Raw genomic sequence first — 23,971 nt, 5'->3', positions numbered from 1 at the left:
TCAACGCTCTTGCGGAAAAGTTTTTCAATCACGCTCGAGCCTTTGCGCGAGCGCCGCATATGCGAGTCCGCGCATGACGCGCTTGCAGCGCGGGCAGTAGTCCTGCAACGTGCGCCCGTTCTTCAGCCGGTAATCGAACCCGAGTTCGCGCACGACGCCCTTGAGATCGTCGAGCCACGCTTGCGCGACGAACTCTGCGCCGCAACGCGCGCAGCGCGCTTGCACCATCTCCCGCCCGCGATTTTGGTAGAGTTCAACGCCGATCGAGGCCGGTCGCTGCACGATGTGGAAGAATTTGCCGAACGGCAGATAGAAGAGCGTCATGATGACGAGCGCTTGATGGGCGAGCGAGATGAACGAGTACATGTATCCGCCCAACCACAGGCTCGACACCGTCAACATCAAGCCCGAGACCGAAATGGCGATCAGCAGCAGATGCGGCGCGAAATCGAGCGCGAACTGTTGCATTGCGATCGCTCCGCGATCGCGCAACCGACGATGGATGGCGATGGCGCAACCGGCGATGACCATGATGGCCGTAAAGTCGAGCACATGAAAGGTCACCCAACCGACGATCGACCGGCCATCCACGGCGACGGTCGGAAAACCAAAGAGGTACGCGCGATAAGCGCGCGCGCCTTCGAGTTCAAAATGGATCCAACCGAAGACCAGAGGGAAGGTGACGAGCGCCGAGATGATGCACCCCCACATGATGAGCGCGTGCATCAACCAACGCGCGCGGCTGCGGCGCATGATGAACCGTTGCGCGACGAGATTGCCGAATCCGGTGGCGATGATACTTCGTAGATTAGCCGCAAGGTTCTTCGGGTCGAGGAAGAGTTGCCAACCACGCAGCCAATAGCGCCGCGTCGCCGGACGGCGGAGCCAGATCGCGTAGCGGAAAATGATCGCGCCGAACGCGACCACGCTGGCGACGGTGTAACCAAAGAGCGCAGCATCATAGTGCTCGAGGTTGCGCGATCCGATGACGATCAGAACCGTGAGCGCGAGCGACCCCAGCGCCGACCAGAGAAGCGCACGAACCTTCTCGTTGGCCGTCGCTCCCCGGCCAGGCCGCTTGTCGGTGCGAAGTTCGACTCCCGATGCGCCCATCACTCACGCAAGGTCCCAAGGCTCTGGGCGAGAGATCAGACAACGGATCAGAAACGAGGGCGATGACTTAAATCACATGCGAGATGGCAGCCCCCCAACTTCAAGGCGTCTCGGCAGAGCGTTCTATCCGCGGGACGCGCCCGCTCACTCCGCACGTCACCTCGTAAGACAATGTTCCCGCAATTTGGGCCACATCCTCGACGGGTATCGCCATCTCGCCATCACTCCCCCAAAGCGTCACCATGTCACCCACTTGCACCCCATCAACCGCGGAGACATCTATCAGAGTCAAATCCATCGAGATCCTCCCAACCACGGGCGCGAACTTTCCGCGGACGACGACCCTTCCGCGATTCGAAAGGGCACGCAAATAGCCATCGTGATAGCCGACGGGCAGCACGGCGATCAACATCTCGCCCGGCGCTTCGAACGTGCAACCGTAGCCGAGCGTCTCACCGCGACGGATTCTTTTGAGCAGCATGACGCGCGTGCGGAATGACATGACGGGGCGCAAGTCGGCAGGTTTCGTCTTCGGATGTAGAGCGTCGCGCCACAAGCCATAAAGCGCGCCGCCCGGACGCACCATATCGGCATGAGCTTCCGGGTAGGCGAAGGTCGCCGCCGAATTGGCCAGATGTTCCAGAGCGATTTGATGACCATGCGCACGAAAGATCTCAGCAGCTTGGCGAAAGCGCGCGATCTGTTGGCGGGTGAACTCGTCCCGGTCCGGTTCGTCGGCGGCAGCAAAATGAGTCATCAGGCCCTCGATGCGCAGCGACTCGAAACGTCGAAAGGAGGCAGCAAACTCCGACACTTCGTCATAGCGCACTCCTAACCGCCCCATGCCGGTATCGATCTTGACGTGAACGGGGAAGATTGCGCCGCGCGCGCGCGCCGCGATGTTCAACGCTTCGGCTGCATCCAAGCGATGGATGACCGGCGTGATACACTTCTGCAAACAAGCGCCCTCTTGTCCCGGCCAAAATCCATCGAAGCAGAGGATGGGCAAGCTGATGCCGGCGCGCCTCAACTCCAAGGCTTCCTCGACGATCGCGACGCCGAACCAATCGACGCCCTCCCGTTGCAATCTCCGGGCGCACAGAACCGCGCCGTGTCCGTAAGCATCGGCTTTGACCGCCGCCAGCACTTTGACGCGCGGCCCGATCTTCTCCCGGATCGAACGAAGGTTGAAAGCCAAAGCGTCGAGATCTATCTCCGCCCAAGTCGGACGCGATGATGCTTCGATCGGATTTTGGGTCATTGAAGCAAGAGCCACCCACAGCATTATGCGAAGGGTTCACTCGCGCCACATGTTTTCGAAGCGCGTGAACTCCTTGAGGAAAGCGAGCTTGATCGTTCCCGTTGGACCATTGCGCTGCTTGGCGATGATCAACTCGGCGATCCCGGCGTTCTCCTCCGTGCGATTATATTGCTCCTCGCGATAGATGAAGGCGACGACATCGGCGTCCTGCTCGATCGATCCGCTCTCGCGCAGATCGGCCAGTTGCGGACGGTGATCGGTGCGCGATTCAGGCGCGCGCGAAAGCTGCGAGAGAGCGATCAACGGGACGTTCAGCTCTTTGGCCAAAGCCTTCAACTCGCGGGAAATCTGTGCGACCTCTTGCTGGCGCGATTCGGCGCGCCTGCCCGACGCGCTCATCAACTGCAGGTAATCGACGATGATCAGATCGAGCCGTTTCTGTTCGGCGGCGAGCCGTCGCGCCTTGGCGCGCATCTCCAGCACAGAAATGCCGGGCGTATCATCGATGAAGATCTTCGCCTCGGACAGCTTCCCCAAAGCATCGGCCAAGCGCGCCCACTCGTCGCGCGTCAGGAATCCGTTGCGAAAACGGTGCGAATCGACGCGCGCCTCCGAGCAGAGCATGCGCATCACGAGAGCCTCGCGCGACATCTCCAATGAGAAGATGCCGACGACGGCGCCCGCTTGTAAGGCGGCGTTCTGGGCCAGCGTCAAACAGAGCGAAGTCTTCCCCATCGCCGGACGCGCTGCGATGATGATCAGATCCGAAGGTTGTAATCCTGAAGTCATCGCATCGAGATCCGTAAAGCCGGTCGTCAATCCCGTTAGCATGACGCGCCGGCCCGACATCTCTTGAACCTTTTCGAGCAGCTCTTCGGCTACCGGTTTGACGTGTGTGAAGCCTTGGCGCGTGCGCTCATCGGCGAGCGCGAAGATCGCTTGCTCGGCATGGTCGAGGATGACTTCCGCCTCGTCGTCCTCTTCGAGCGCTTCGCTCATGATATTGTTCGCGGCCTTGATCAACCGCCGAAGCAGAGATTTGTCGCGGATGATCTCAGCGTAATGCGCGATGTTCGTAAAATGCGGCAGACCGAAGGTCAATTCGGTGAGGAAGTTCATCCCGCCGAGCTGCTCGAAGAACCCCTCGCGTCGCAGTTCATCAGCGAGCAGGATGGGATTGATCTCCGAGCCCCGCTCGTTCAAGGCGATCATGGCTTGAAAGACGCGCCGATGCGCTTGAATGTAGAAATCATCTGGCCGCAGCAGCTCTATCGCTTGATTGATATGACCGTTGTCGAGCAGGATGGCCCCCAAGACGGCGCGCTCGGCCTCCGCGTTATGAGGCAGCGGGCGCTCGAGGAATTGATCGCGCGTTGAATCGACAACGTAGTTCGGCATCGAGAATCTTGGCGCAAAGTCATCCGAAAAGGAAAACGGCTGCAAGAAGCGCGACTTCGAACGTCCTCCTTCTTGCAGCCGCGCACTATACTACACGATCGCGCGCGGCGACAATCTTTTATCGCCTATTGCGATTCTTTTCGCTCCGACTCCGCGTCTTGAGCCGTCACCGTCACAGGGAGTTCGACTGCGACATCGCGATGCAAGCGAACGGTGACGGTGAAATCGCCCGTCGTTTTGATCGGCTCATGCAGCGTGATGCGACGCCGATCGACTTCGATGCCGCGCTCACGCAGCGCTTCCGCAATATCCATCGCCGTCACCGAACCGTAAAGGATGCCGTGTTCGCCAGCTCGCCGCGTGAAAGTCAACCGCAATGTTTGCAGTTCCGCCGCACGCGCTTGCGCCGCCTCGCGCTCGCGCGCCTCGCGACGCAGAAGCGCCGCACGCTCCTGTTCGATCTGGCGCATATTGCTCGGGGTTGCGGCCACGGCGAGTTTGCGCGGCAGAAGATAGTTACGCGCATATCCGGCTTTGACTTTGACGATATCGCCGCGCGCGCCTAGATTCTCGACATCTTCACGCAAAAGGACCGTCGTTGTCGCCATCTTCTCACCTCCTCAATCCGCGACGAAAGGAAGCAGGGCCATGATGCGCGCTCGTTTGATGGCCGTGGCCAACATCCGTTGATGCGGCGCGCACACGCCCGAGATGCGGCGCGGCAAGATCTTGCCGCGTTCCGGGATGTAGGGCTGCAATAATTTCACATCCTTGTAGTCGATCAGATCTATCTTATCCACACAGAACTGACACTGCTTGCGTCGCCTCGGACGACGCGCGACCGTTTTGCCGGTCGTCGTCGTGCGAGCCGCTTCAGGCGCTTCCTCCTTTTCGATCTCGACCGTCTGCTCTTCGTAATTGTCCGCCATAATCTTTCACCACTCTTTACCAGAGATCGCAACGCTGAGGTTGCTCTTCAAGCTTCGCTCGCCTCCGCCGCTTCCGTAGGAGCGGAGGCCACAGGTTTCGCGCGCCGACTGGCCTTGCGCGCACGACGCTGACGCAGCTTCTCGGCCCGTTTGCGCTCTCGATCGACGCGCACGGTCATATACCGCATCACGGCGTCGTTGACGCGCATGCGCCGCTCGAGCTCGGCGATCTCACGCCCGGTCCCTTCGATCTCAAGGAGCATGTAGATGCCTTCGCTCTTGTGATTGATCTTGTAGGCGAGCGTGCGCCGCCCCAGATTCTCGACTTTGACGACAGCGCCGCCCTGTTCGGTTACCGTCTGTTGAAAGCTCTCGCTCAAACGCCCGAGCTCTTCATCGTTGGTGTTGGGATCGACGATGAAGAGCACTTCGTAGACTCTCTTTTCGGCCAAGTTCTTCCTCCTCTCGGTTTCTTAGCCTCGCCACGAAGGCGAAGCAAGAAGGATTGAAAGCTGCGATCTTCCGCTGCGGCGCCATAGCGCTTTCAGGGGTCGGCGTTATAGATGGCCATCGCGCGTTCGATCCCATCACGTAATACCGCCCGTATGGCTTCCGCGCTGCGCTCCACGACTCGCTCCACCGTGGCGCGCGCATCGCGCGGGAATCGCTCCAAGACGAAGGCCGCCGCATCGGCGACCGGGTGATCCGGCTTGATGCCGATCCTCAACCGCATGAACTCTTCTGTCCCAAGCGCAGCGATGATCGACTTCAAACCATTGTGCCCCCCCGACGAGCCGCGCGCGCGCAGGCGTATTTTGCCCAAGGGTAGCGCCAGATCGTCGCAGATGACGAGAAGGTCACGCCGCGGATCGAACCCTTCGCGCTTGCGCGCCAAACAAGCCACCGCTTCGCCGCTCAGGTTCATGTAGGTCTGCGGCTTGACGAACTTCACCCGCCGCCCTTCAAGTTCGGCGCGACCGATCAAAGAGCGACACTCTTCGCTTCTGATCCGCGCTCCCACTTGACGCGCCAGCAGATCGACGACCATAAAGCCCAGGTTATGGCGCGTCCACTCATATTCACGCCCCGGATTCCCCAAACCGACGATGAAGAAATGAGAGGGCACCGATCTCGATAACAGACGGACGATCGACGCGCTTCAGCATCCTCGCGATACGATCGATCAGCTTTCCCCCTTCTCCTCTTCCTTCTTGCCTTTGCTGATGACCTCCGGCTCTGCCTCCTCTTCGACCGGGGCAACTGCAAGCTCCTCTTCGCGCACGACGCCCACCGTAGCGATCACCGTGTCGGGAGGCTCGAGGATCTGAAATCTCTCATCCTTCGGGATGTCAGCGACGTGCAACACGTCATGAATGCCGAGATGAGAGACATCGACCTCGATCGCTTCGGGGATATCGCGCGGGCGGCAACGGATCTCGATCTCGCGGACGACCTGCTCGAGGATCCCGCCCTGCTCGCGCACGCCCACGGGATTGCCGACAAGATGGACCGGCACCGTCACATCGATCGTCTGATCCTGCAACAGGCGGCGCAGATCGGCGTGAATCAAGCGACCGTAGACGGGATCGAAATCCCAATCTTGGAAGAGGACCTCGCTCGTGCCGACGCCTTCGATCTCGATTTTGAAGATCGTATTGTGTCCCGTCTCAGAACGCAGGATAGCCGCCAGCTCACTGCGTGGCGCTGCCGCGGCGACCGGCTCGGCGTCGCCTCCATACACGATAACCGGGATGAAGCCTGCGCGACGCAGACGCCGCGCTTCGTTTTTACCGAACCGTTCGCGCTTCTTAGCGCGCACGACGATCTCCTTCTCTCCCATCTCAAAAAACCCGCCTTCCACTCCGACAGATTTAAACGAAGAGCGAAGAGACGCTCGTCTCTTCGTGAATCGATTTGATCGCTTTCGCCAGCAGCGGCGCGATGCTGAGCACTTTGATCTTCTCCAGTTCGCGCGCCTGCGGGCGCAAAGGGATCGTATTGGTCGTCACGATCTGTTCGATGTCCGAGTTGGCCAGTTGTTCGACGGCGCAGCCGGAAAGGACCGGATGGGTGAAACAAGCGTGGACGCGCTCGGCGCCAGCCTCTTTTAACGCCCGCGCGACTTTCGTCAAACTTCCACCCGTATCACACATGTCATCGACGATCAGACAATTTCGCCCACGGACGTCGCCGACGATGTGCAGCACCTCGGCGACGTTCGCTCGCTCGCGGCGTTTGTCGCACAGAGCGAGCTCGGCATTCAGCCTCTTGGCATAGGCGCGCGCGCGTTCGGCCCCACCGGTATCAGGAGCGACCACCGTCAATTTGGGCAGCACGTTGGTCTGGTAATAGCCGATCATCACCGGCGCGGCATACAGGTGGTCCACCGGGATATCGAAGAACCCCTGAATCTGCGCCGCATGCAGATCCATCGTGAGCACGCGATCCGCGCCCGCCTTGCTGATCAGATTGGCGACCAGTTTGGCGGCGATCGGGACGCGCGGGCGATCCTTCTTATCCGAACGCGCGTAACCGTAATACGGGATCACCGCCGTCACGCGCTCCGCCGATGAGCGCTTAAAAGCGTCGAGCATGACGAGCAACTCCATCAAGTGCGCATCAGTCGGCGGGCAGGTCGGCTGTACGATGAAGACATCAGCACCGCGAACGTTCTCGCAGATTTGGAAGTTGAACTCCCCGTCGGAGAAACGTTCCGTGATGGCCTGACCCAGATCGCAGCTCAGATAGTTACAGATCTCTTCGGCCAGCGCGCGGTTGGCGTTTCCGGAGAAGACTTTAAGACCGCCCGTCGTGCTCATAGACTGGGGTTCGGCTCATCATCCGCAATCAGAGGTCAAGGGCCATCCGAGACCCTTGACCTCGAGTTTTAGAGCTAATTTTGGCTGGGGCGGAAGGATTCGAACCTACGAATGCCGGTTCCAAAGACCGGTGCCTTACCACTTGGCTACGCCCCAATGAAACTCTTCCCCGTTCGACGAAGCGAGAAGCGCCGCGCACTCGCCCAATCTCGCTCTGTACTGATCGCGCCCGAGCGTCGAACAAAGCTCGATGCGTCCCACCGCCGCGCCGAGGAGCATGCTCGCCGCTCGTTGACGCTCCTCCTCGTTGTCAAAGAGACCGACGACGCTCGATCCGCTGCCCGATAAGAAGGCCAACTTAGCGCCGCTTTCCAGAAGCGCCTCATGCGCTCGCCTCACTTCGGGGTATGAACGGAAAACTGTTGGCTCGAAGTCGTTGCGTAAGACGCCTTGCAACCGTTCGACGAGATCCTCTGTCTTACGCGAAACAGAAAGGATATGCGCTGTTTCTTCGTTTGTCAAGGCGGGGGCGTTCAGTGAAGCGTAGGCTTCCGCCGTTGAGATCTTCACCGATGGGACGATGATCAGCAGATGCGACGCCTCCACGTCAGGCAACGGCGTGACCATTCTTCCGGTCCCATAGCCCAAGGCCGTCCCGCCGAGGAAGAAGAAAGGGACATCAGCCCCTAACTCAGCTCCTAACTCGATTAAGTCAGACCCGCTCACGTCGAGCTCCCACAATCGCGCGAGCGCCAGTAGAGTGATCGCGGCATTGGACGAGCCGCCCCCCAATCCCCCGCCGATTGGGATCCGCTTCTCTATCCTGATACGCGCACCGCGCCGAACGCCGAAACGCTTTTGCAACGCGCTCGCCGCTCTGTGAACGAGATTGGCTTCACCCGTCGGGAGAGCGAGAGAATCCGTGTAGATCTCCACCCGCCCATCTTCGAGCCGCGCGAAGCTGAGGCGATCGTTTAAGCTGATCGTCTGAAAGATGGTCTGAATCTCGTGCAACCCGTCCGGACGCCGCCCTAAGATGCGCAGCGTCCAGTTAATTTTAGCGAAGGAAGGAAGCGTCAACTCGAAGGCCATAGACCGTTCCATGCTCTCGAGTCGCACGGTCGTTTGTCAAGCGCGCGCCCACGATAGTCAGACTCCGCACCAACGCATCGCGCAAGGTGACCGGAGCGCAGGTGTATTGATCGCCGAGGTTGAAAGATAAAGATTAAGTCGAACCTTCGGAGCCTCCGAACCGCAGCGCGAACGATCAGATGACTATCCCAGCAATCAACGCGACTGTGCGAGTTTGGGCCGAAGCGCGAATGATCAGATGAGGTCCACGGCCCCGTATCTAAAAACCTGTCATCTAAGATGCGCTTATTAGGGGCCGGAAAACGATCATCGCCACGCGACGAATATCTGCGTGAAGAAGATGCGACCATCCGGAGCACGCGCCACACCAATCCCTGTATGGGTGAAGAAAGGGTTCGTGATGTTGGCCCGATGCTTCGGCGAAACCATCCAGCGTTCGACAGCCATATTGGCTGGATCGTCGAATCCTTGATTGAAGGCTATGTTCTCACCGAGCGCCCGCCAACCCCGCACACCATACGCGCGCGCGCGCGTGACCGTATCGGCGCCATCCGCCCCGAGATGCGAGAGCGTCTCGCGATCTGCCATGTCGATCGAATGCAACCGCGCCAGCTGCGCCAAAGTCTCGTCCCAAAGCAACTCCTCGAGCCCTAAAGCGCGGCGTTCCTGATTTATCAACTCGAAAACGCGCCGTTCCAGATCACCATAGAGCGCTGGCGCGCTCTTCGAAAGACGCGGTGCCGCAGAGGGATGTCCGCCGCCAATGGGCTCCTCCCAAGTTGAGAAGAGTTGAGCCACCGGACGCGCTTGCCCATAGATAGCTTGAAATGGGCTCAAGACGAGAAGCAAAAGGACCGACCGCAACATATTCAGCGCGCTCTCCTTGCCCTAAAGGCAAGAACACCTTCGAGTCGCTTGCGCACTTCAAACGCCGCAGACTGAGGGCTGCGTCTTCTGCGGCGAGATCAGTGGAAGCCTCACCGAAATCTATCCTTCGATGATAAACAAGATTTTTCCACGAACAGGTCAAAGACCGCTTCAGATCTACACAATAGCCTTGCGGCTTGAGCGCCCATCTTACAGCCTTAGGAGAAGTTTAAGACGTATAAGGCGCAAAGGTTTCGAACGCAGAATCCCAGCGACCCTGCCTTCTAAACCTCGTTAAACAATGTACAACAAAATGCGAGCCGATTCAATAGGGATTCAGATGGCGACGGATGTGGCTATGAAACTCGGTTGGCAGCGACGGCTCGCTCGATAACGTCTACTTCAGAGGCGACGGATGTGGCTGTGAAACCGCGGCGAGCGGAACATGTGCGAGACGCGCGGCAGGCGAGCGCGTCGTGCCGAATCCAACCTATCCGAGATAGGATCGACGTGGTCCAGTTCCCCAGTTAACAGACTGATTTAGGATCCAATCGAACCAAGGTGGAATCGAAACTATACCTGCCGTCCCAACCGGCGCGCGAGTTCAAGCGATCCGATCGAACCGAGATGAGACCGGAACCAATAACCGAAACGCGCGCCCGAACATCAGCAGATCCAATTGAACCGAGATGGGATCGAAACAGATTTCGGTCAGATCTTCTTTCGATAGAGGGCTGGGGAGCGAACCGTTTCGAATCGATCGGAACCGATTTCAGTCAGTTCTTCCCTCCGCTTCCATCCAGTTTCGCTCTGATGCGCGCCGTTTCCGCGGCCTCTATCGAGAGCGTTAGCGCCTTGCGCCACGCTGCCCGCGCCAGATCGGTCTTACCCAACTTGTGATAAACATCGCCCAGATGCTCTTGGATCGTCGCCGAAGCGGGATTGCGTCGCGCAGCTTCGCTCAAATATTTCTCCGCTTCAGTCAATCTCCCCAATTTGAAGTATGCCCACCCGAGGCTGTCCAAGAATGAGGCGTTGGTCGGTTCAGCTTGCACGGCGCGTTTGATCATCTCCAACGCTTCCTCAAGGCGCTCTCCACGTTCGACGAGGAAGTATCCGAGATTGTTGAGCGCCGTAGCGTTATTCGGATCCTTCGCCAGAATGCGCCGCAGAGACTCTTCCGAGCCTTTGAAATCCCCGGCTTTCTCTTGCGCCGAGGAGAGCATGAGCAGCGCTTGGGTCTGCAGATCGGTCCGGTCATCGTCCTGGTCCCCACGTCCGTTCTGTCGCGCGGCGTTGCGGGCCGCTTGTGCGGCGGGAGCAAGATCCAAAGCTTTCCGCGATGCTTCGATCGCCTCTTTGGCGCGCCCAGCCTGCAGATAGACATTGGCGATGTTCAAAAGCTCGATGAAATCGTCTTCCGGTTTTCCTTTCAAACGAGCGCGCAACAACGCTGCGCCCTCATCGGCCCGTCCCATCTCTCCGAGGATCGTCGCTTCGAGCCGTATGAGGGCCGGTTGGTCGGGATTGCGCAGGCGAGCAGTTCGTAAGACCTGAAGAGCCTCGGCGCGCTTGCCTTGATCTCGCAGCAGCAAGGCATAATGAAAATCCGCGGTCGGATCGTTACGTCCGAGCAGACGGCGCATGCGTTCGATCGTCGCCATCACGCCGTTTGTCTGACCGGCTTGCCTCTGCAGCGAGGCGATTCGCTCCAGAATCCAGCTGACAAGTTGCTTATCCTCTTCATTCGTGACCGGGTTTTGCCCAACGCCGCGCGCCTGCAAGATCTTCTCATAAGCTTTTATGGCCTCATCGTAACGCATCGCTTCGGCGAGCGAGCGCGCGAGCAGATCGAGCGCCGCGATGTTGGTCGGATCGCTTTCGACTATCCGCTGCAACTCGGCGATGAGGACGGCATCGCCGCCTCCGCCAGCTTCGAGCGCGCGACTGAGCAAAGCGAGGTAATCTCTGTTGCTCGGTTCAAGCGCGATGGCTCGGCGGATGGCCGCGATCGCTTCTGAAGTTCGCCCGGCTCGGAGCAGAACTTCACCCAATCGCGCCGCCGCCGCATCTGGCGAAAGCTCCCTGCCGCCCGTGACGATCTGGTAGAAGCGCGTATCGAGCGAAGGCGGCGCCGCCGCCCAATGGGTGAACGCATCGATCGCCTCCGTCTGCCGTCCCAGCGCGAGGTAGATCTCGCCGAGCAAAGCCCACCCCTCGGCATCGCTCGGATTGAGGCGGACGACTTCGCGCAAGGCATCGATCGCGCGTTCAGCGATGGGGCGATCTATTTTGTTTTCGCGAAGACCGCTCTTGAGGACGAGCACGCGGGCCAGCAAGCGCGCGGCGCCGTAACTATCCTTGTCTATCTTCAGCGCCGCTTGAGCTTCGCGCTCCGCCGTCTCCACGTCGTCGAGGAAGAAGAAGGCCAGTTCGCCGAGCGCCGTATGCGCCTCAGCTAACGTCGGATCAAGCTGCAGGGCCTCCTCGAAAGCCCTTTGCGCTTGACGCAGCGTTTCGATCGTCAATCGCCCCGTGCGCGCGCCGACGTAGTACCGCTGCCCTTCCAGAAGTTTGGCGTAAGCGCGCGCGCGTTGCTCTGGCGTTATGGGCCGTTTCCCCGCTGCCGAGTCTTTCGCCTCTTGTTTAGCCGCTGCCGCATCCTGCGGCAATGGAGGCGCCACGCGCGCCTGAAGTGTCGAAGTGGCGATCGAAACGATCGAGATGGCGATGGCCCAGCGATGAATGATGCTCTTCACGCGACTACACATCCTTTCGCAACTGCAAAAGCTACCCGCCAAATTCGGCCATGATCTGCCGCCACGATTCCGCCCGTGGATAATTGTAGAACATGGCGATCGAAGCGATTAACGCCGCACGCAACATATCGAACGGTTCCCCGGTCAACAGCGCGATCGCGAACCCCAAAACAGCGATGCCGCCGCCGAGCGCCGCGCCCCACAAAGCCGCCCGTTCACACGCCGCGAGCACTCTCAGTTGACCGCCGGTTGCGGCGATCCGTCGCAGGCGCGCCGCGCCGAGCTGCACGCGACGCAATGCGATTGAGCCTATCCCAGCTAATAGCACGACGCCCCATAATGCGATCTCGAAGCTCGAATCCGAAGGGCGCCGTTCTTCCACGAATCTCGAAGAAGAGATGATGAATGACGAAAAGACGAGCGCGAGCGTCAGCGCGACCGCACCGAGACAAACTTGCGCCGCTCTTCGCTGGCGGCGCTCCATCTCAATCATCGCCCCTTCCATGGAGATCTCGCTTCAGGCAGCACGCTTCCCATCCAGTTTTATCGCTCGATTGAACTAACGAGACGGCACTGTTAGTAGCCAAGCACGCCTTTGCAAATTTTATCACCCTCCAAACCCACAAGCCAATCCCCCTTACGGCTTGCCATTCACCGCCGAAGGGTCAGCTTGTGGCCTAGACTTATCCGTCTGCCCTGGCGCAGAACCGATACGCGGGCGCGCACTATTCTTGCTCGCGGGCGTCGTTTCGCCTGACTGGATCGGTTGTGCGGGCGGGCGACGGAAGACGGGGGCCGTCGGAGTGTCGACCGTCGTCGGCAGTTGCCCGCCGTTGCGCAAGGCCAAATCGAGCAGATCCTCCTTATCTTTATCGCGGCTGATGAGCACACCATCTTTGCTCACAGTAACCGGCACGCTGCCGACGACTTCACGGAAGAGTCTCGTGGTGAAGGAAGGGCGCGGCGGCGGTTGATAGCTCAGGCGCGTTGGATCCGGCTCGGGGATCGGCGCGCCGATCGTCTCAAGCTGTTCGCGCGCTTTCTCCGCATATTCGCTGTTCGGATAATTGCGCACGAGCTGCTGGAAGAACTTTGCCGCCTCATCCGGCTCCTCTTCCTGAACGTAAGTCACCCCAAGTTTAAAGAGGACCTCGTCCATGCGCGAGAAGTTCGGATATTTTTCCACGATCTCGCGCAACCGAGACTGCGCCCCCTTCGGGTTGGAAGCTTTGCCTTGCGCGTAGCGGTCGAAGTAGAAGTTCGCCACCTGCAGATTGTGCATCGCAAGATTGTCCTGCACTTCGCGCAAGCGCTGTTCGACCTCAGGGCGTAAATTGGTTTGCGGGAACTGCTGCAACAGGGCCTTCAAACGCTGCTCGGCTTTGCGCGCGTGCGAAACATCGCGGTCAGATAACCCCATCTGCCGCATCTCCGTCTCGGCGATCTTCAGCAGGACATCATCGGCCAATGGGTCCGTGGGGAAGAAGGTGAGCCAATCCTGATACGCGGCGGCGGCTTGGATGAGCGCGCTCGTCGTCCCTTCCAAATAGAAGGTGTCGGCGATGGCGAGTTTGGCCAATGACAAGTAGGGCGAATCAGGATAGGTGGTAATGATCACCTGATAGAGCAAACGCGCCTCGTCATATCGCCCCTTGCGCGCCGCCTTCGACGCTTCTTCGAAGAGCTGGCGATCGCGTCCTGGAGCTACCGTCCCGATCAAATCTTTGTACTTATCGTCATCGTGTCCGAACAGACGACTGAAGAAACCGCCCTTCTTCTTCGCCGTCTGTTTGGCGGTCGAGGTGGCCGTAACGGTCTGCGCAGCGCTCCGCTCGCTGGCGGTTGCGCGCAAGGTGTTTTGCACGCGCGCGTCGAGATCGGCGATCGCCGCCTCCAAGCGATCGAGCGCAGTCTGATCATAACGCTCGGCGCGTTCCTGCTTATTTCGCAGGTCGGTCACATCCGAGTAGAGCGAATTGACTTCGCGCTCTAGACCGCGCAGGCGCGCGCCGGGATCGTCCGCCGTCTTCTTCTCTTCCTTCTTCTCCTCGCTCTTTTGCGCGCCGCCTTCCTGCGCGTTGAGGGCGGCGATGGCGGTATTGAGCGAACGCCGCATCGCCTCGAGCCGCGAACGCATCACCTCGAGCCTTTGGGCCGGCGATAGATCGCTCGCGCGTCCGCCCTGCTGCGCCTGGACCAGAACCGGAACGAAAGCGAACGCGACGCTCAAAATCAAGCCATTTATCGATCGAAACCGCATCGCTCCATCCTCCGCAGCTTACCCTTGGTTTCAAAACGCTGGACCACCAGGGCCCCAGCCCCGCTCGCACCTTCGTTAAACCCATTGCACGGCGGCCTCGCGTAGCTTCCGAACCGCCTCAGCCGGATCTGCGCTATCGAACACCGCCGTCGCGGCGACGATGATGTCCGCGCCGGCAGCCGCCACTTCAGCCGCGTTCTCAAGCTCTATCCCGCCATCGACTTCGATCCTCGTTGCCACGCGACGTTCGACGATCATGCGACGCAATCGTCGCAGCTTATCGATCGTCGTCGGGATGAACGCCTGCCCGCTGAAACCGGGATTGACCGCCATCAACACGACGTAGTCGGCATAGGGCAGCGCCTCTTCTAAAAGGACCAGGGGCGTCGCGGGATTGATCGCGACGCCAGCCAGCGCGCCATGCCGCTTGATCTCCATGAGCGTTCTGTGCAAATGGGTCTCGGCTTCAACGTGAACCGAGACCATACGCGCCCCCGCCTCAGCGAACTGCGCCACATAACGCGCCGGCTCGGCGATCATCAGATGCGCATCGAGCGGGAGCCGCGTCACGCGCGCCAACGAGCGCACGATCGGCAATCCCATCGTAATGTTCGGGACAAAATGGCCATCCATCACATCGACGTGGATGATCGCCGCCCCGCCGCGCTCGACGGCTTCCACGGCCTCGCCGAGACGCGCGAAATCGGCAGCTAAGATTGAAGGGGCGATCTCCGCCATGACGCTTTTGATGCCGCTCCTTTCGCTCAAGGCTGCCTCTCTGCGGGCATACGCGGTCGGTTGACGTTCGTCGTCGTGCGCGCTCGATTCACATTGTGGTTCGCGTTCGTGTTCATGCGCGTCCCCGCATTCGCGTTATTCGCGTTCGATGGCAAGCGGCGATTCTGATTCAGGTTGAGATTCGCGCCGACGTTCGCGCCGAGATTGGCGTTAAGATTGTGGTTCGCGTTGGCGTTCACGTTAAGATTGCCATTGACGTTAGCGTTGTGATTGGCGTTCTTGTTTTCGACGCGCCGCCGCTCATTTCGATTGGCGTTTTCGAGCATCGGCGTCGGTTGCGCTGCTGCTTCTTGTGCCGCTTTTTCTGACTCTTGCAGAGCCTCAACCTCGCCGCCGATCGGCGCGCGGCTGACGACGACGGCGATGGTCTGCCCGACTTTGACCACTTCGCCAGCGCGCGGCGACTGGTCCAAGATCGTATCCGGACTGACTTTCAAACTTGGGCGCGTCACGCGAACGCGCATCTTCAGACCGATTCGCTCCAATTCAGCCTCGCCATCCCAACGACTACGCCCGACGACGTTCGGCACTCGCACTTCGGAACTGCGCAAAGACAAGTAAACGGTGCCAACCAATCCGATGAAGAACATCGCGGCGGTCGCGATGATGATCGCCAAGCGTCTCCATATCGCGCCCATCTCCGCCTCTCGACTCGCTTTGCGTTCCGCCATGCTTTCGAGGCGAAGTCTATCATCTGCCCACAACAGGCAGCAAGCGATGAGCCGAAGCGCATCGCAAGGCTCAAGCGCTCGTTCCACAGCCGTCCGCTCAAATGGCTTCAAGGATTACCGTCGCGTTCGAAGACGATCATAAAGAAACCGTCGGAACCTTCCCTATGCGGCCATGTCCGCGCTCCCCCGAGCGGTGTGCGGAACCTCGCGGGGACAGCTTCGGCAACCACCGTAAACTCCGGATGCGCGCGTAAGAACTCGTTCACGACCTCTTCGTTCTCCTCGAATTCGACGGAACACGTCGAGTAGACTAAACGCCCCTTGCGACGCACGACGCGACTCGCGTGCGCGAGGATGCGCCTCTGCCGCGCCCGCAGCTCCGCGAAATCGCCCGGCACCAAGCGATAACGGATCTCCGGATTGCGCCGCAACGTGCCGGTTCCCGAGCAAGGCGCATCGACCAACACCCGATCGAAACTCTCATCGCCGAACGGCAAACTCTTCTCCGCATCCAGAACGACCGGATGGACTCGACTGATGCCCTGTCTGTGCGCCAGATCGCGCACCGTGCGCAAACGATGCGCGTGCACATCGCCAGCGATGATCAAGGCAAGATCGCGCGTAAGGCTCGCGATGTGCGTCGTCTTGCCGCCCGGCGCCGCGCAAGCGTCGAACACCCGCTCGCCGGCTTGCGCTCCCAACACGTGCGCGACCAATTGAGAGGCTTCATCCTGCAAGTAGATCTTCCCGGCGGCGATCAATTCGCGCAGCGCCGCGCTCGGCACCTCGATCGCACGCCAAGCGCCCGGCACGATCTTCGACGCTTCGAGTCGGCCATCATCCTGCAATCTCCGCCAGACTTCTTCTTCGCGCCCCTTGAGCGTCAAGCGGAAGGAGATGGGGGCCGGTTCGTTGTTGGCTTGCGCGAACGCCTCCGTCTCCTGCTCTCCGATCTGCGCGATCCATTTACTGATCAACCACCGCGGATGTGATGTTTGGACGGCAAGGCGCTCGATCGGATCCTCTATTTCCGCTGCGGGATCGTACTCGAGTTCGCGCGCGGCCCGGCGCAACACGGCGTTGACCAAACCGGCGGCTCTTCTCTGTCGCACGCGACGTGCGAGATTGACCGATTCGTTGACCGCCGCTGAAGCCGGGATTCGCGTCAGAAAACGGAGTTGATACAACCCCAATCGGAGCGTGCGGCGGATGGCGGGATCGAGATCGTCGGCGGGCCGTTCGGCGTAGTGCTCGATCAATCTATCGAGCCAGATCTGGCGCCGCAACACCCCAAGCACCAGTTCGTAGCAGAGCGCTCGGTCCGGCGCGTTCAGTTCGTCCGTCGTCCGCGCGAGCAAGATCGAAGAATATGCCCCCTCTTCTTCGACCCGCCGCAAGATGTGAAACGCCGCGAGTCGAGCATCCGACGTTCGCCGCGCTCTCTCCGCCTTCTTCACCCCCGACGCGCCTCTTCACTTCCGCCCGTTGAACGTTCGAGCGAGAGGGCCCGCCCTTGTGCCGAACCGATCACGCTGAGATTGACTCCATCGCTTCTCCAACGACGACGCGCATGCCGTTTAGGAAATCCCGCGCGCTCATCCGGCGCCTCCCCTCCGGCTGCACCTCGAGCAGACGGAGCGCCGTCTGTTCGCCGCAGGCGACGATCAAACGCTCGCCCTGCGCCTCGATCACCTCGCCCGGTTGCGCGTGTAAGCCCTCCGCGCGCATCTCGGGTTGCGCCCGCCAGATGATCAGCCGTTTGTGGCGAAAGGTCGTGAAAGCGTTGGGCCACGGTTGTAGCCCACGCACTCGCCGCTCGATCGAAGCGGCATCGCTGGTCCAGTCTATTCGCCCATCCTCGCGCTTCAACAGCGGAGCGAAACTGGCCTCGGCCTCATTTTGCGGCTGCGGTTCGAGCTCATCGAGACGGCGCAGCGTCTCGCTCAGCAGTTCCGCGCCCATCCGCGCGAGCCTATCCATCAATTCCGGCGCCGTCTCCTCGGCGCCGATCGCCGTTGCCCGCTGCAAAAAGACCGGTCCGGTATCCAACCCCTCATCCATCAGCATCGTGCTCACGCCGGTTTCGCGCTCTCCACGGATGATGGCCCAATTGACCGGCGCAGCTCCACGATACTTCGGCAGCAAAGAGAAATGTACGTTGATGCAACCGCGACGCGGCGCGCGTAAGAACTCAGGCGGCAGGATCCGCCCATACGCGACGACGACGGCGACATCCGCTTCATGCGAAGCGAAGAGCGCTGCTGCCTCAGGCGTCTTGATCCTATCCGGCTGATGGACCTTCAATCCATGCTTCAAAGCGAACTCTTTGACCGGCGACGGTCTAACCTTCCCGCCGCGACCGGCGGGCCGGTCCGGCTGCGTCCAAACCGCGACGACCTCGTGGCCATCGGCGAGACACCGCGCCAACGTCGGCACCGCCGACTCAGGCGTTCCCATAAAAACCAAACGCATAGGAGCACTTCGCCCGCGATCTCGCGCGCATCAAACGCGCAACTTTTCGGACCAGACTTTGGCCTGCAAGAAGAGCAACAGATAGTCGCGCCCGCCCGCTTTCGAGTCGGTGCCCGACATGTTGAATCCGCCGAACGGATGCACGCCGACGAGCGCCCCTGTGCACTTGCGGTTGATGTAAAGGTTGCCGACGTGGAACTCGCGTGCCGCCCGCGCGATCTTCTCCCGATCTGTCGTGTAGACCGAACCGGTTAAACCATATTCCGTGTCGTTGGCGATCCGCAACGCTTCGTCGTAATCGCGCGCGCGGATCACGGCCAAGACCGGTCCGAAGATCTCTTCCTGCTCGATCGTCTGGCCCGGTCGAACGTCCGCGATCACGGTCGGTTCGATGAAGAACCCCTGCTCGCCATCCGACCCGCCGCCGAAGACCAAACGCCCGCCTTCCGCTTGCCCTCTCTGAATATAGTCGTTGATGGTGCGGAACGCTTTCTCGTTGATGACGGCGCTCATGTTGGTCTCTGGATCGGTCGGATCGCCGACGCGCAGTTTCTCGGCGCGCGCGACGATGCGTTCTATCATCTCGTCGTAAATGTCGGCATTGATGATGGCGCGCGAACAGGCGGAGCATTTCTGCCCTTGAAAACCGAAGGCCGACTGGACCACTCCGAGCGCCGCATCGTCTAGATCGGCGTCCGCTTCGACGATGATCGCGTCTTTGCCGCCCATCTCGGCGATCACGCGCTTGAGCCAGATTTGGCCGGGATGGACTCGAGCGGCGCGCTCGTTGATGCGGATGCCGACCTCTTTCGATCCCGTAAAGGCGATCAGGCGCGTCTTCGGATGATCGACGATCGCGTCGCCAACCTCCCCGCCCGACCCGGTCAAGAAGTTGACGACGCCGGCGGGCACGCCGGCTTCCTCCAAAATCTCGAAGAATTTGTAGGCGATCGTCGGAGAATCTGACGAAGGCTTAAGCACGACGGTGTTTCCCGTGACGATGGCGGCGACCGTCATGCCGCACATGATCGCGAGCGGAAAGTTCCACGGCGGGATCACGGCGCAGACCCCGAGCGGAATGTATTCGAGATGGTTATCTTCGCTCGGGATGCGCACGAGCGGCTGCGGTTCGGCATAGCGCAGCATCTCGCGCCCGTAAAATTCGCAGAAGTCTATCGCCTCAGCCGTATCTGCGTCCGCCTCGGGCCAGGTCTTGGCGACTTCATACATCATCCACGCCGACAACTCGTGCTTTCGCTCGCGCATCTTAGCGGCGACGCGGAACAGAAGCTCGGCCCGTTCTTCAGGACTGGTCCAGCGCCACGATCGAAAGGCCTCGTGCGCGACTTCGACGGCGCGGCGCGCCTGCTCCTCCGTCGCCCTTTGAAAGCGCCCGACCGTTTCGGTCTTGCGGGCCGGATTGATGCTATCGAACGTGCGTCCAGACCTTAACCGCTCGCCGCCGATGACGAGCGGATATTCGCGCCCCAATTCGCCGCGGACCTTCTCGATCGCCGCGCGCATCGCTTGCGCGTTCTCAGGGCGGCTGAAATCGGTCAGTGGTTCATTCCTGAATTCGCTGCGCATGATCGAAGCTCCTTGGTCCTTTTGCCGATCGATCTTCCCTCAAGCGTGAACTTTAATCGCAGCCTCGCGCAAAAAGCAAACGGCGATCGAAGCCCCTCTCATGAATCGAAGGAGCACGATGCGCTTTCCGCTCAGCATCGGTCCGAATGGTTCTCGAAAGGCGCATCGTGCCCGGGAACGATCAACCCCGAGAGGGAGAGCACCAAAAGCTGCGAACGGCGATAGGCGGCGCTATCGTGAGGAGGCATCAACTGCAAGTTCCCCTGTGCTTCGCCGCGCATTAGAAGCGCGTCTCCGGCGACGATCACCGGGCGCGTCCGCGTCGTGATGACGAACGAAGTGTGATACGGCACATGCCCGGGAGTCGCAACGGCGCGAATGCCGGCGGGCAGCTCCGCCTCTTCCAACCACACGCACCGGTCTTCAGCTCCGATGCGCGCTTCGTCCCAGAGCAGTTTTTCGATCTCGAACATCTTGCGCACGATCTTCGGATCGTAGTCAATCGCGCCGAGTTCGGGATAAAATTCGTCGAGTTCGGGCGAATCGAACCGCTCGGCGCGAACGAGCGCCGCATGCAGCGCGCGCGTCCATTGACGATCGCGCGCCGAACAGTAGATGCGCGCGCGCCCGAAGAGCGCGCTGTTGTGTGAATGATCGACGTGCGTATGCGTGTTGAAGACCAAAGTGACATCATCGGGCGTAAGCCCGCGGGCGGCGAGCGCGGCGCGCAACGAAGCCTCGTGCTGCGCCAGCCCGGTATCGAACAGAGCGACCTCCGCGCCGCGGCGCGCTAGAACGACGCTCGCTCTTAGCGGATCGCCCGCGATGAGCGGCTCGACTTCCCAACATTCGGCTTCCGAAACGAGGGGCGAAGAACGATGCGTTTTCGAATCAACCTTCAATGGAAGATACTCCTTCTCGCTGCGGGCACGATGACGCTCATCCTGCTCATCTCATCCTACCTGCACGGCCTGATCACGGGCGCGCTCGTCGAAGATTACCGCTACAACAACGCCATCAGTCAAGTCATCACGCTCGCCAAACGGACCGCGACGCACAACTATTTTCGCACGCCCGATGATCTGCAGCAGGAGATGCAGCTGATCATCAGCTCGCGCCGCGATTTCAAGCAATTGGACGCCTACCGCTCCACGCCGCGAGGATTGGAGCTCATCGCCACCACGGCGCCCGAAGCGCCGCGCCTTCCCGTGCTCGATGAACACACGCCGGACAACGAACTCGGCGAACTGGACCACCCGTTGCCCGAAGTCTTCTCGATTGAAACGGAACGTAACGGCGCGCGTTATTGGGAGATCACCGTCGCGATCAACGACCGCGATGATGGCGATGGCAACGGCTACATCAGCGCGCTCGTTTTGAAAAGCTCGCAGAGCGGTTTCGTCAATCGTCTCCAACGCCAACACAATCTCGTCCTGAGCGGCGCCGTTCTGGCCTCGGTCACCCTCTTCTATCTGCTCTTCGCCCTCTTCTTCCGACGCCCGGCACGCGATCTCGTTCAAGCGATGGCTCAAGCGCGCTGCGGGGATCTACAGGTTCGTGCCCGCGTCCGGCGCGATGACGAATTGGGTGAGATAGCGAGAAGCTTCAATTCGCTCATGGATGAGATCAGCGAACGCCACCGCGAGCGCGAAGAATTGATCACGCAGATTCGCAGCTTCAACGACCGATTGCGCCAGGAGGTCGAGCGCGCGACACAAGAAGCGCGGCTCGCCAACGAACAACTCCTCAAAGCCCAGCAACGCTTGGCTCACTCCGAACGCCTCGCGGTCATCGGACAACTGACCGCCTCGCTCGCTCACGAGATCGGAACGCCGCTCAACGCGATCTCCGGCCACCTCAAGTTGCTCGCCCGTTCCTTCCCACAAAACACCGAAGCGCAACGTCGCATCCAGATCATCGAAACGCAACTCGATTTCATCGTCGGCATCGTCAAAAAGCTTCTGGCGCGCACTCACCGCCCGCGCCCCGCGCTCGTTGAGAGCGACGTGAACGCGCTCATCCGCGAATTCCTCGCGCTCGTCAAACCGACGCTCGATGAACGGCGCATCGAGACGCGCATCGGGCTTGCGCCCACCCTTCCGCCCGCGCGCGTCGATCAAGATGCCTTCCGCCAAGTCTTCCTCAATCTCGTGAATAACAGCCTCGACGCGATGCCCGACGGCGGACGAATCGAGATCACAACCGCGCTTTATGGCGAGCACACGATCGAGATCATCTTCCGCGATACGGGAACGGGCATCGCCCCGGAAGACTTCGAACATCTATTCGAACCTATGTGGACCACCAAACCATCCGGAAGCGGATTCGGTCTGGCGATCGCCCGCGAGATCATGCGCGAACACGGCGGCCAGATCGAAGCGATCCCGAACGCCGAACGAGGCGCGATCTTCCGCCTGACGCTCCCCGCAATGTCGCCGTCACAGCAACTCGAAATGAAGGAGGGCGAAAAGGATGTCGCACTCTCCGCGCATCATGATCGTCGATGATGACCCGGTGACCTGCGATCTTCTGTGCGAGGTCTTCACCCGCGAAGGTTTTATCGCCCGCTTCGCTCAAAGCGGAGAAGAGGCGCTCGCCACCATCGCCGACTTTCAACCTAACGTCCTCGTCAGCGACATCCGCATGAGGACAAAGCTGGATGGCTTGACCCTGCTCGATCATCTGCGCCGCACGCACCCGCAAGTCCCGGTCATCCTGATGACCGCCTTCGGCTCGATCGATACGGCCATCCGCGCGGTCAAGGAAGGAGCTTTCGATTACATCAGCAAACCTTTCGACATTGACGCGCTCGTCACAACCGTGCGGCGCGCGCTCGAAACGCGCCACCGCTTGACGGAAGTCGAAGATGCGCCAGAAAGCGAAGCGTTGACCGGATTGGTCGGACGCACGCCCGCGATGCTCGAGGTCTACAAACTGATCGCGCGCGTCTGCGATGCTCCGACCGCCGTTCTCATCATCGGCGAATCGGGTACCGGCAAAGAGCTCGTCGCCCGCGCCATCCATCAACATAGCCCGCGCCGCGACCAACCGTTCATCGGCATCAACTGCGGCGCGCTGACCGAAACGCTGCTCGAATCGGAACTCTTCGGCCACGTCAAAGGAGCCTTTACCGGCGCCATCAGCAACAAACGAGGTATCTTCGAACAGGCTGGAAGCGGCACGGTCTTCCTCGACGAAGTGAGCGAGATGAGCCCAAGCCTGCAAGTCAAACTGCTGCGTGTGCTCCAAGAACGCGAAGTCATCCCCGTCGGGGGGAACACGCCCGTTCGCGTCCACGCGCGCATCATCGCCGCAAGCAATCGCGATCTGGAAAGGCTCGTCAGCGAAGGGGCGTTCCGCAGCGATCTCTTCTTCCGGCTGAACGTCATCCAAATACATCTTCCGCCGCTACGGGAACGGCGCGAAGATATCCCGCTTCTGGTCACACACTTCCTACGCAAACACGCCCCTCAAGGGCGCCCATTGCCCAGCATCGCCAAACAGGCGATGAACCGCCTGCTCGAATACTCGTGGCCGGGTAACGTGCGCGAACTGGAGAACGTCATTGAACGTGCCATCCTTCTCGACCAAGACGGCCAGATCTCTGAAGATGACCTCCCGCCCAAGCTGTACTCTCCAACGCCATGTTCGACAGAAGATAGACTCGCCGAGCTCTTCTCCGATCTCCCCTCGCTGGCCGAGTTGGAGAAACGTTACCTGCTCTACGTGCTCGAGATGACGGGCGGGAACCGCAAACGCGCCGCCGAAATACTGCGCATCAACCGTAAAACCCTCTACCGCATGGCCGCCCGCTACGGCCTCGAATTGACGCCGTGAGGCCATTCCGCCAAACAAAACCTTGCTGGACAAAGGTTTGAATGAAAAGATTGCCTTTTCATTGCGAATCGATTACTATTCAAAAGCCTTGTGCAGTGTCAAACACTG

At 60.3% G+C, this 23,971-nt stretch carries 22 protein-coding genes and 1 tRNA gene; 2 read left to right on the top strand and 21 right to left on the bottom strand.

Annotated features, from left to right (window positions below; translation table 11 throughout):
- Positions 1-24: 24 nt before the first annotated feature.
- The 21 genes from PYK22_RS04700 to PYK22_RS04605 form a co-directional block, all read right to left on the bottom strand.
- Positions 25-1,113 carry a hypothetical protein gene (locus PYK22_RS04700; protein WP_060635343.1) on the bottom strand — a complete coding sequence of 363 codons (1,089 nt, stop codon included), beginning with the start codon at positions 1,111-1,113 and terminating at the stop codon, positions 25-27.
- Positions 1,114-1,213: 100 nt separating this feature from the next.
- Positions 1,214-2,374: an alanine racemase gene (gene alr, locus PYK22_RS04695; RefSeq protein WP_041975002.1), complete on the bottom strand. Its 1,161-nt coding sequence runs from the start codon at positions 2,372-2,374 to the stop codon at positions 1,214-1,216.
- Positions 2,375-2,410: 36 nt separating this feature from the next.
- Positions 2,411-3,772 (bottom strand): replicative DNA helicase, encoded by a 1,362-nt coding sequence (gene dnaB / locus PYK22_RS04690; RefSeq protein WP_041975001.1) that lies wholly within the window; start codon positions 3,770-3,772, stop codon positions 2,411-2,413.
- A 125-nt stretch (positions 3,773-3,897) separates the two neighbouring features.
- Positions 3,898-4,380 carry a 50S ribosomal protein L9 gene (rplI, locus tag PYK22_RS04685; protein ID WP_041975000.1) on the bottom strand — a complete coding sequence of 161 codons (483 nt, stop codon included), beginning with the start codon at positions 4,378-4,380 and terminating at the stop codon, positions 3,898-3,900.
- A gap of 12 nt (positions 4,381-4,392) precedes the next feature.
- On the bottom strand, positions 4,393-4,701 hold the full coding sequence (gene rpsR / locus PYK22_RS18005) for a 30S ribosomal protein S18 (protein WP_083437614.1): 309 nt from the start codon (positions 4,699-4,701) through the stop codon (positions 4,393-4,395).
- 47 nt (positions 4,702-4,748) lie between these two features.
- Positions 4,749-5,153: a 30S ribosomal protein S6 gene (gene rpsF / locus PYK22_RS04675; RefSeq protein ID WP_041974998.1), complete on the bottom strand. Its 405-nt coding sequence runs from the start codon at positions 5,151-5,153 to the stop codon at positions 4,749-4,751.
- A 92-nt stretch (positions 5,154-5,245) separates the two neighbouring features.
- Positions 5,246-5,827 carry an aminoacyl-tRNA hydrolase gene (gene pth / locus PYK22_RS04670; protein ID WP_041974996.1) on the bottom strand — a complete coding sequence of 194 codons (582 nt, stop codon included), beginning with the start codon at positions 5,825-5,827 and terminating at the stop codon, positions 5,246-5,248.
- A gap of 57 nt (positions 5,828-5,884) precedes the next feature.
- Positions 5,885-6,541: a 50S ribosomal protein L25 gene (locus tag PYK22_RS04665; RefSeq protein ID WP_041975475.1), complete on the bottom strand. Its 657-nt coding sequence runs from the start codon at positions 6,539-6,541 to the stop codon at positions 5,885-5,887.
- 31 nt (positions 6,542-6,572) lie between these two features.
- Positions 6,573-7,520 (bottom strand): ribose-phosphate diphosphokinase, encoded by a 948-nt coding sequence (locus PYK22_RS04660; protein WP_041974995.1) that lies wholly within the window; start codon positions 7,518-7,520, stop codon positions 6,573-6,575.
- 81 nt (positions 7,521-7,601) lie between these two features.
- A tRNA-Gln gene (locus tag PYK22_RS04655) sits at positions 7,602-7,676 on the bottom strand.
- A complete protein-coding gene (gene ispE, locus PYK22_RS17165) occupies positions 7,656-8,612 on the bottom strand; it encodes a 4-(cytidine 5'-diphospho)-2-C-methyl-D-erythritol kinase (RefSeq protein WP_157770679.1) in 957 nt (318 codons plus the stop codon). The genes PYK22_RS04655 and ispE overlap by 21 nt, the downstream gene beginning before the upstream one ends.
- A gap of 306 nt (positions 8,613-8,918) precedes the next feature.
- Positions 8,919-9,479: a CAP domain-containing protein gene (locus PYK22_RS04650; RefSeq protein WP_060635342.1), complete on the bottom strand. Its 561-nt coding sequence runs from the start codon at positions 9,477-9,479 to the stop codon at positions 8,919-8,921.
- A 776-nt stretch (positions 9,480-10,255) separates the two neighbouring features.
- Positions 10,256-12,238, bottom strand: coding sequence for a tetratricopeptide repeat protein (locus PYK22_RS04645; RefSeq protein WP_041974993.1), 1,983 nt, complete (start codon positions 12,236-12,238; stop codon positions 10,256-10,258).
- 31 nt (positions 12,239-12,269) lie between these two features.
- The gene (locus tag PYK22_RS04640; protein ID WP_157770678.1) at positions 12,270-12,731 is read right to left on the bottom strand and encodes a hypothetical protein; all 462 of its coding nucleotides are present in this window, start codon (positions 12,729-12,731) and stop codon (positions 12,270-12,272) included.
- Positions 12,732-12,875: 144 nt separating this feature from the next.
- Complete coding sequence (bamD, locus tag PYK22_RS16375) at positions 12,876-14,498, bottom strand: outer membrane protein assembly factor BamD (protein WP_060635341.1); 1,623 nt, start codon at positions 14,496-14,498, stop codon at positions 12,876-12,878.
- 75 nt (positions 14,499-14,573) lie between these two features.
- Entirely contained in the window at positions 14,574-15,266 is a 693-nt protein-coding gene (gene rpe, locus PYK22_RS04630) for a ribulose-phosphate 3-epimerase (protein WP_211197615.1), read from the bottom strand.
- Entirely contained in the window at positions 15,263-15,934 is a 672-nt protein-coding gene (locus tag PYK22_RS04625; protein ID WP_162199795.1) for a PASTA domain-containing protein, read from the bottom strand. The genes rpe and PYK22_RS04625 overlap by 4 nt, the downstream gene beginning before the upstream one ends.
- A gap of 140 nt (positions 15,935-16,074) precedes the next feature.
- Entirely contained in the window at positions 16,075-17,424 is a 1,350-nt protein-coding gene (rsmB, locus tag PYK22_RS04620; RefSeq protein WP_060635340.1) for a 16S rRNA (cytosine(967)-C(5))-methyltransferase RsmB, read from the bottom strand.
- A gap of 70 nt (positions 17,425-17,494) precedes the next feature.
- A complete protein-coding gene (fmt, locus tag PYK22_RS04615; protein ID WP_041974985.1) occupies positions 17,495-18,439 on the bottom strand; it encodes a methionyl-tRNA formyltransferase in 945 nt (314 codons plus the stop codon).
- A 30-nt stretch (positions 18,440-18,469) separates the two neighbouring features.
- On the bottom strand, positions 18,470-20,026 hold the full coding sequence (pruA, locus tag PYK22_RS04610) for an L-glutamate gamma-semialdehyde dehydrogenase (RefSeq protein WP_041974984.1): 1,557 nt from the start codon (positions 20,024-20,026) through the stop codon (positions 18,470-18,472).
- Between the two features lie 131 nt (positions 20,027-20,157).
- Positions 20,158-20,928 carry an MBL fold metallo-hydrolase gene (locus PYK22_RS04605; protein ID WP_041974983.1) on the bottom strand — a complete coding sequence of 257 codons (771 nt, stop codon included), beginning with the start codon at positions 20,926-20,928 and terminating at the stop codon, positions 20,158-20,160.
- On the opposite strand from PYK22_RS04605, the gene PYK22_RS04600 reads away from it, so the two are divergent.
- Both PYK22_RS04600 and PYK22_RS04595 read left to right on the top strand, forming a co-directional pair.
- On the top strand, positions 20,905-22,533 hold the full coding sequence (locus tag PYK22_RS04600) for a sensor histidine kinase (RefSeq protein ID WP_041974981.1): 1,629 nt from the start codon (positions 20,905-20,907) through the stop codon (positions 22,531-22,533). The genes PYK22_RS04605 and PYK22_RS04600 overlap by 24 nt on opposite strands.
- Entirely contained in the window at positions 22,499-23,863 is a 1,365-nt protein-coding gene (locus PYK22_RS04595; RefSeq protein ID WP_041974979.1) for a sigma-54-dependent transcriptional regulator, read from the top strand. Before PYK22_RS04600 ends, PYK22_RS04595 begins: the two co-directional genes overlap by 35 nt.
- Positions 23,864-23,971 lie beyond the last annotated feature (108 nt).

Origin of the sequence: Pyrinomonas methylaliphatogenes (genome assembly GCF_000820845.2) — a bacterium.
Taxonomy (GTDB): Bacteria; Acidobacteriota; Blastocatellia; order Pyrinomonadales; family Pyrinomonadaceae; genus Pyrinomonas; species Pyrinomonas methylaliphatogenes.
Note: the sequence above shows the minus strand (reverse complement) of the source record. Positions and strands in the feature narration are given on the sequence as shown.

Bases quoted from the DNA above. Each gene is read 5' to 3' on its own strand.
- PYK22_RS04640 (WP_157770678.1), bottom strand. From the start codon at position 12,731: ATGATTGAGATGGAGCGCCGCCAGCGAAGAGCGGCGCAAGTTTGTCTC.
- PYK22_RS04650 (WP_060635342.1), bottom strand. From the start codon at position 9,479: ATGTTGCGGTCGGTCCTTTTGCTTCTCGTCTTGAGCCCATTTCAAGCT.
- fmt (WP_041974985.1), bottom strand. From the start codon at position 18,439: ATGCGTTTGGTTTTTATGGGAACGCCTGAGTCGGCGGTGCCGACGTTG.
- bamD (WP_060635341.1), bottom strand. From the start codon at position 14,498: ATGCGGTTTCGATCGATAAATGGCTTGATTTTGAGCGTCGCGTTCGCT.
- rplI (WP_041975000.1), bottom strand. From the start codon at position 4,380: ATGGCGACAACGACGGTCCTTTTGCGTGAAGATGTCGAGAATCTAGGC.
- pruA (WP_041974984.1), bottom strand. From the start codon at position 20,026: ATGCGCAGCGAATTCAGGAATGAACCACTGACCGATTTCAGCCGCCCT.
- alr (WP_041975002.1), bottom strand. From the start codon at position 2,374: ATGACCCAAAATCCGATCGAAGCATCATCGCGTCCGACTTGGGCGGAG.
- PYK22_RS04700 (WP_060635343.1), bottom strand. From the start codon at position 1,113: ATGGGCGCATCGGGAGTCGAACTTCGCACCGACAAGCGGCCTGGCCGG.
- ispE (WP_157770679.1), bottom strand. From the start codon at position 8,612: ATGGCCTTCGAGTTGACGCTTCCTTCCTTCGCTAAAATTAACTGGACG.
- PYK22_RS04595 (WP_041974979.1), top strand. From the start codon at position 22,499: ATGTCGCACTCTCCGCGCATCATGATCGTCGATGATGACCCGGTGACC.
- PYK22_RS04625 (WP_162199795.1), bottom strand. From the start codon at position 15,934: ATGGGCGCGATATGGAGACGCTTGGCGATCATCATCGCGACCGCCGCG.
- PYK22_RS04660 (WP_041974995.1), bottom strand. From the start codon at position 7,520: ATGAGCACGACGGGCGGTCTTAAAGTCTTCTCCGGAAACGCCAACCGC.
- PYK22_RS04665 (WP_041975475.1), bottom strand. From the start codon at position 6,541: ATGGGAGAGAAGGAGATCGTCGTGCGCGCTAAGAAGCGCGAACGGTTC.
- dnaB (WP_041975001.1), bottom strand. From the start codon at position 3,772: ATGCCGAACTACGTTGTCGATTCAACGCGCGATCAATTCCTCGAGCGC.
- PYK22_RS04600 (WP_041974981.1), top strand. From the start codon at position 20,905: ATGCGTTTTCGAATCAACCTTCAATGGAAGATACTCCTTCTCGCTGCG.
- rpsR (WP_083437614.1), bottom strand. From the start codon at position 4,701: ATGGCGGACAATTACGAAGAGCAGACGGTCGAGATCGAAAAGGAGGAA.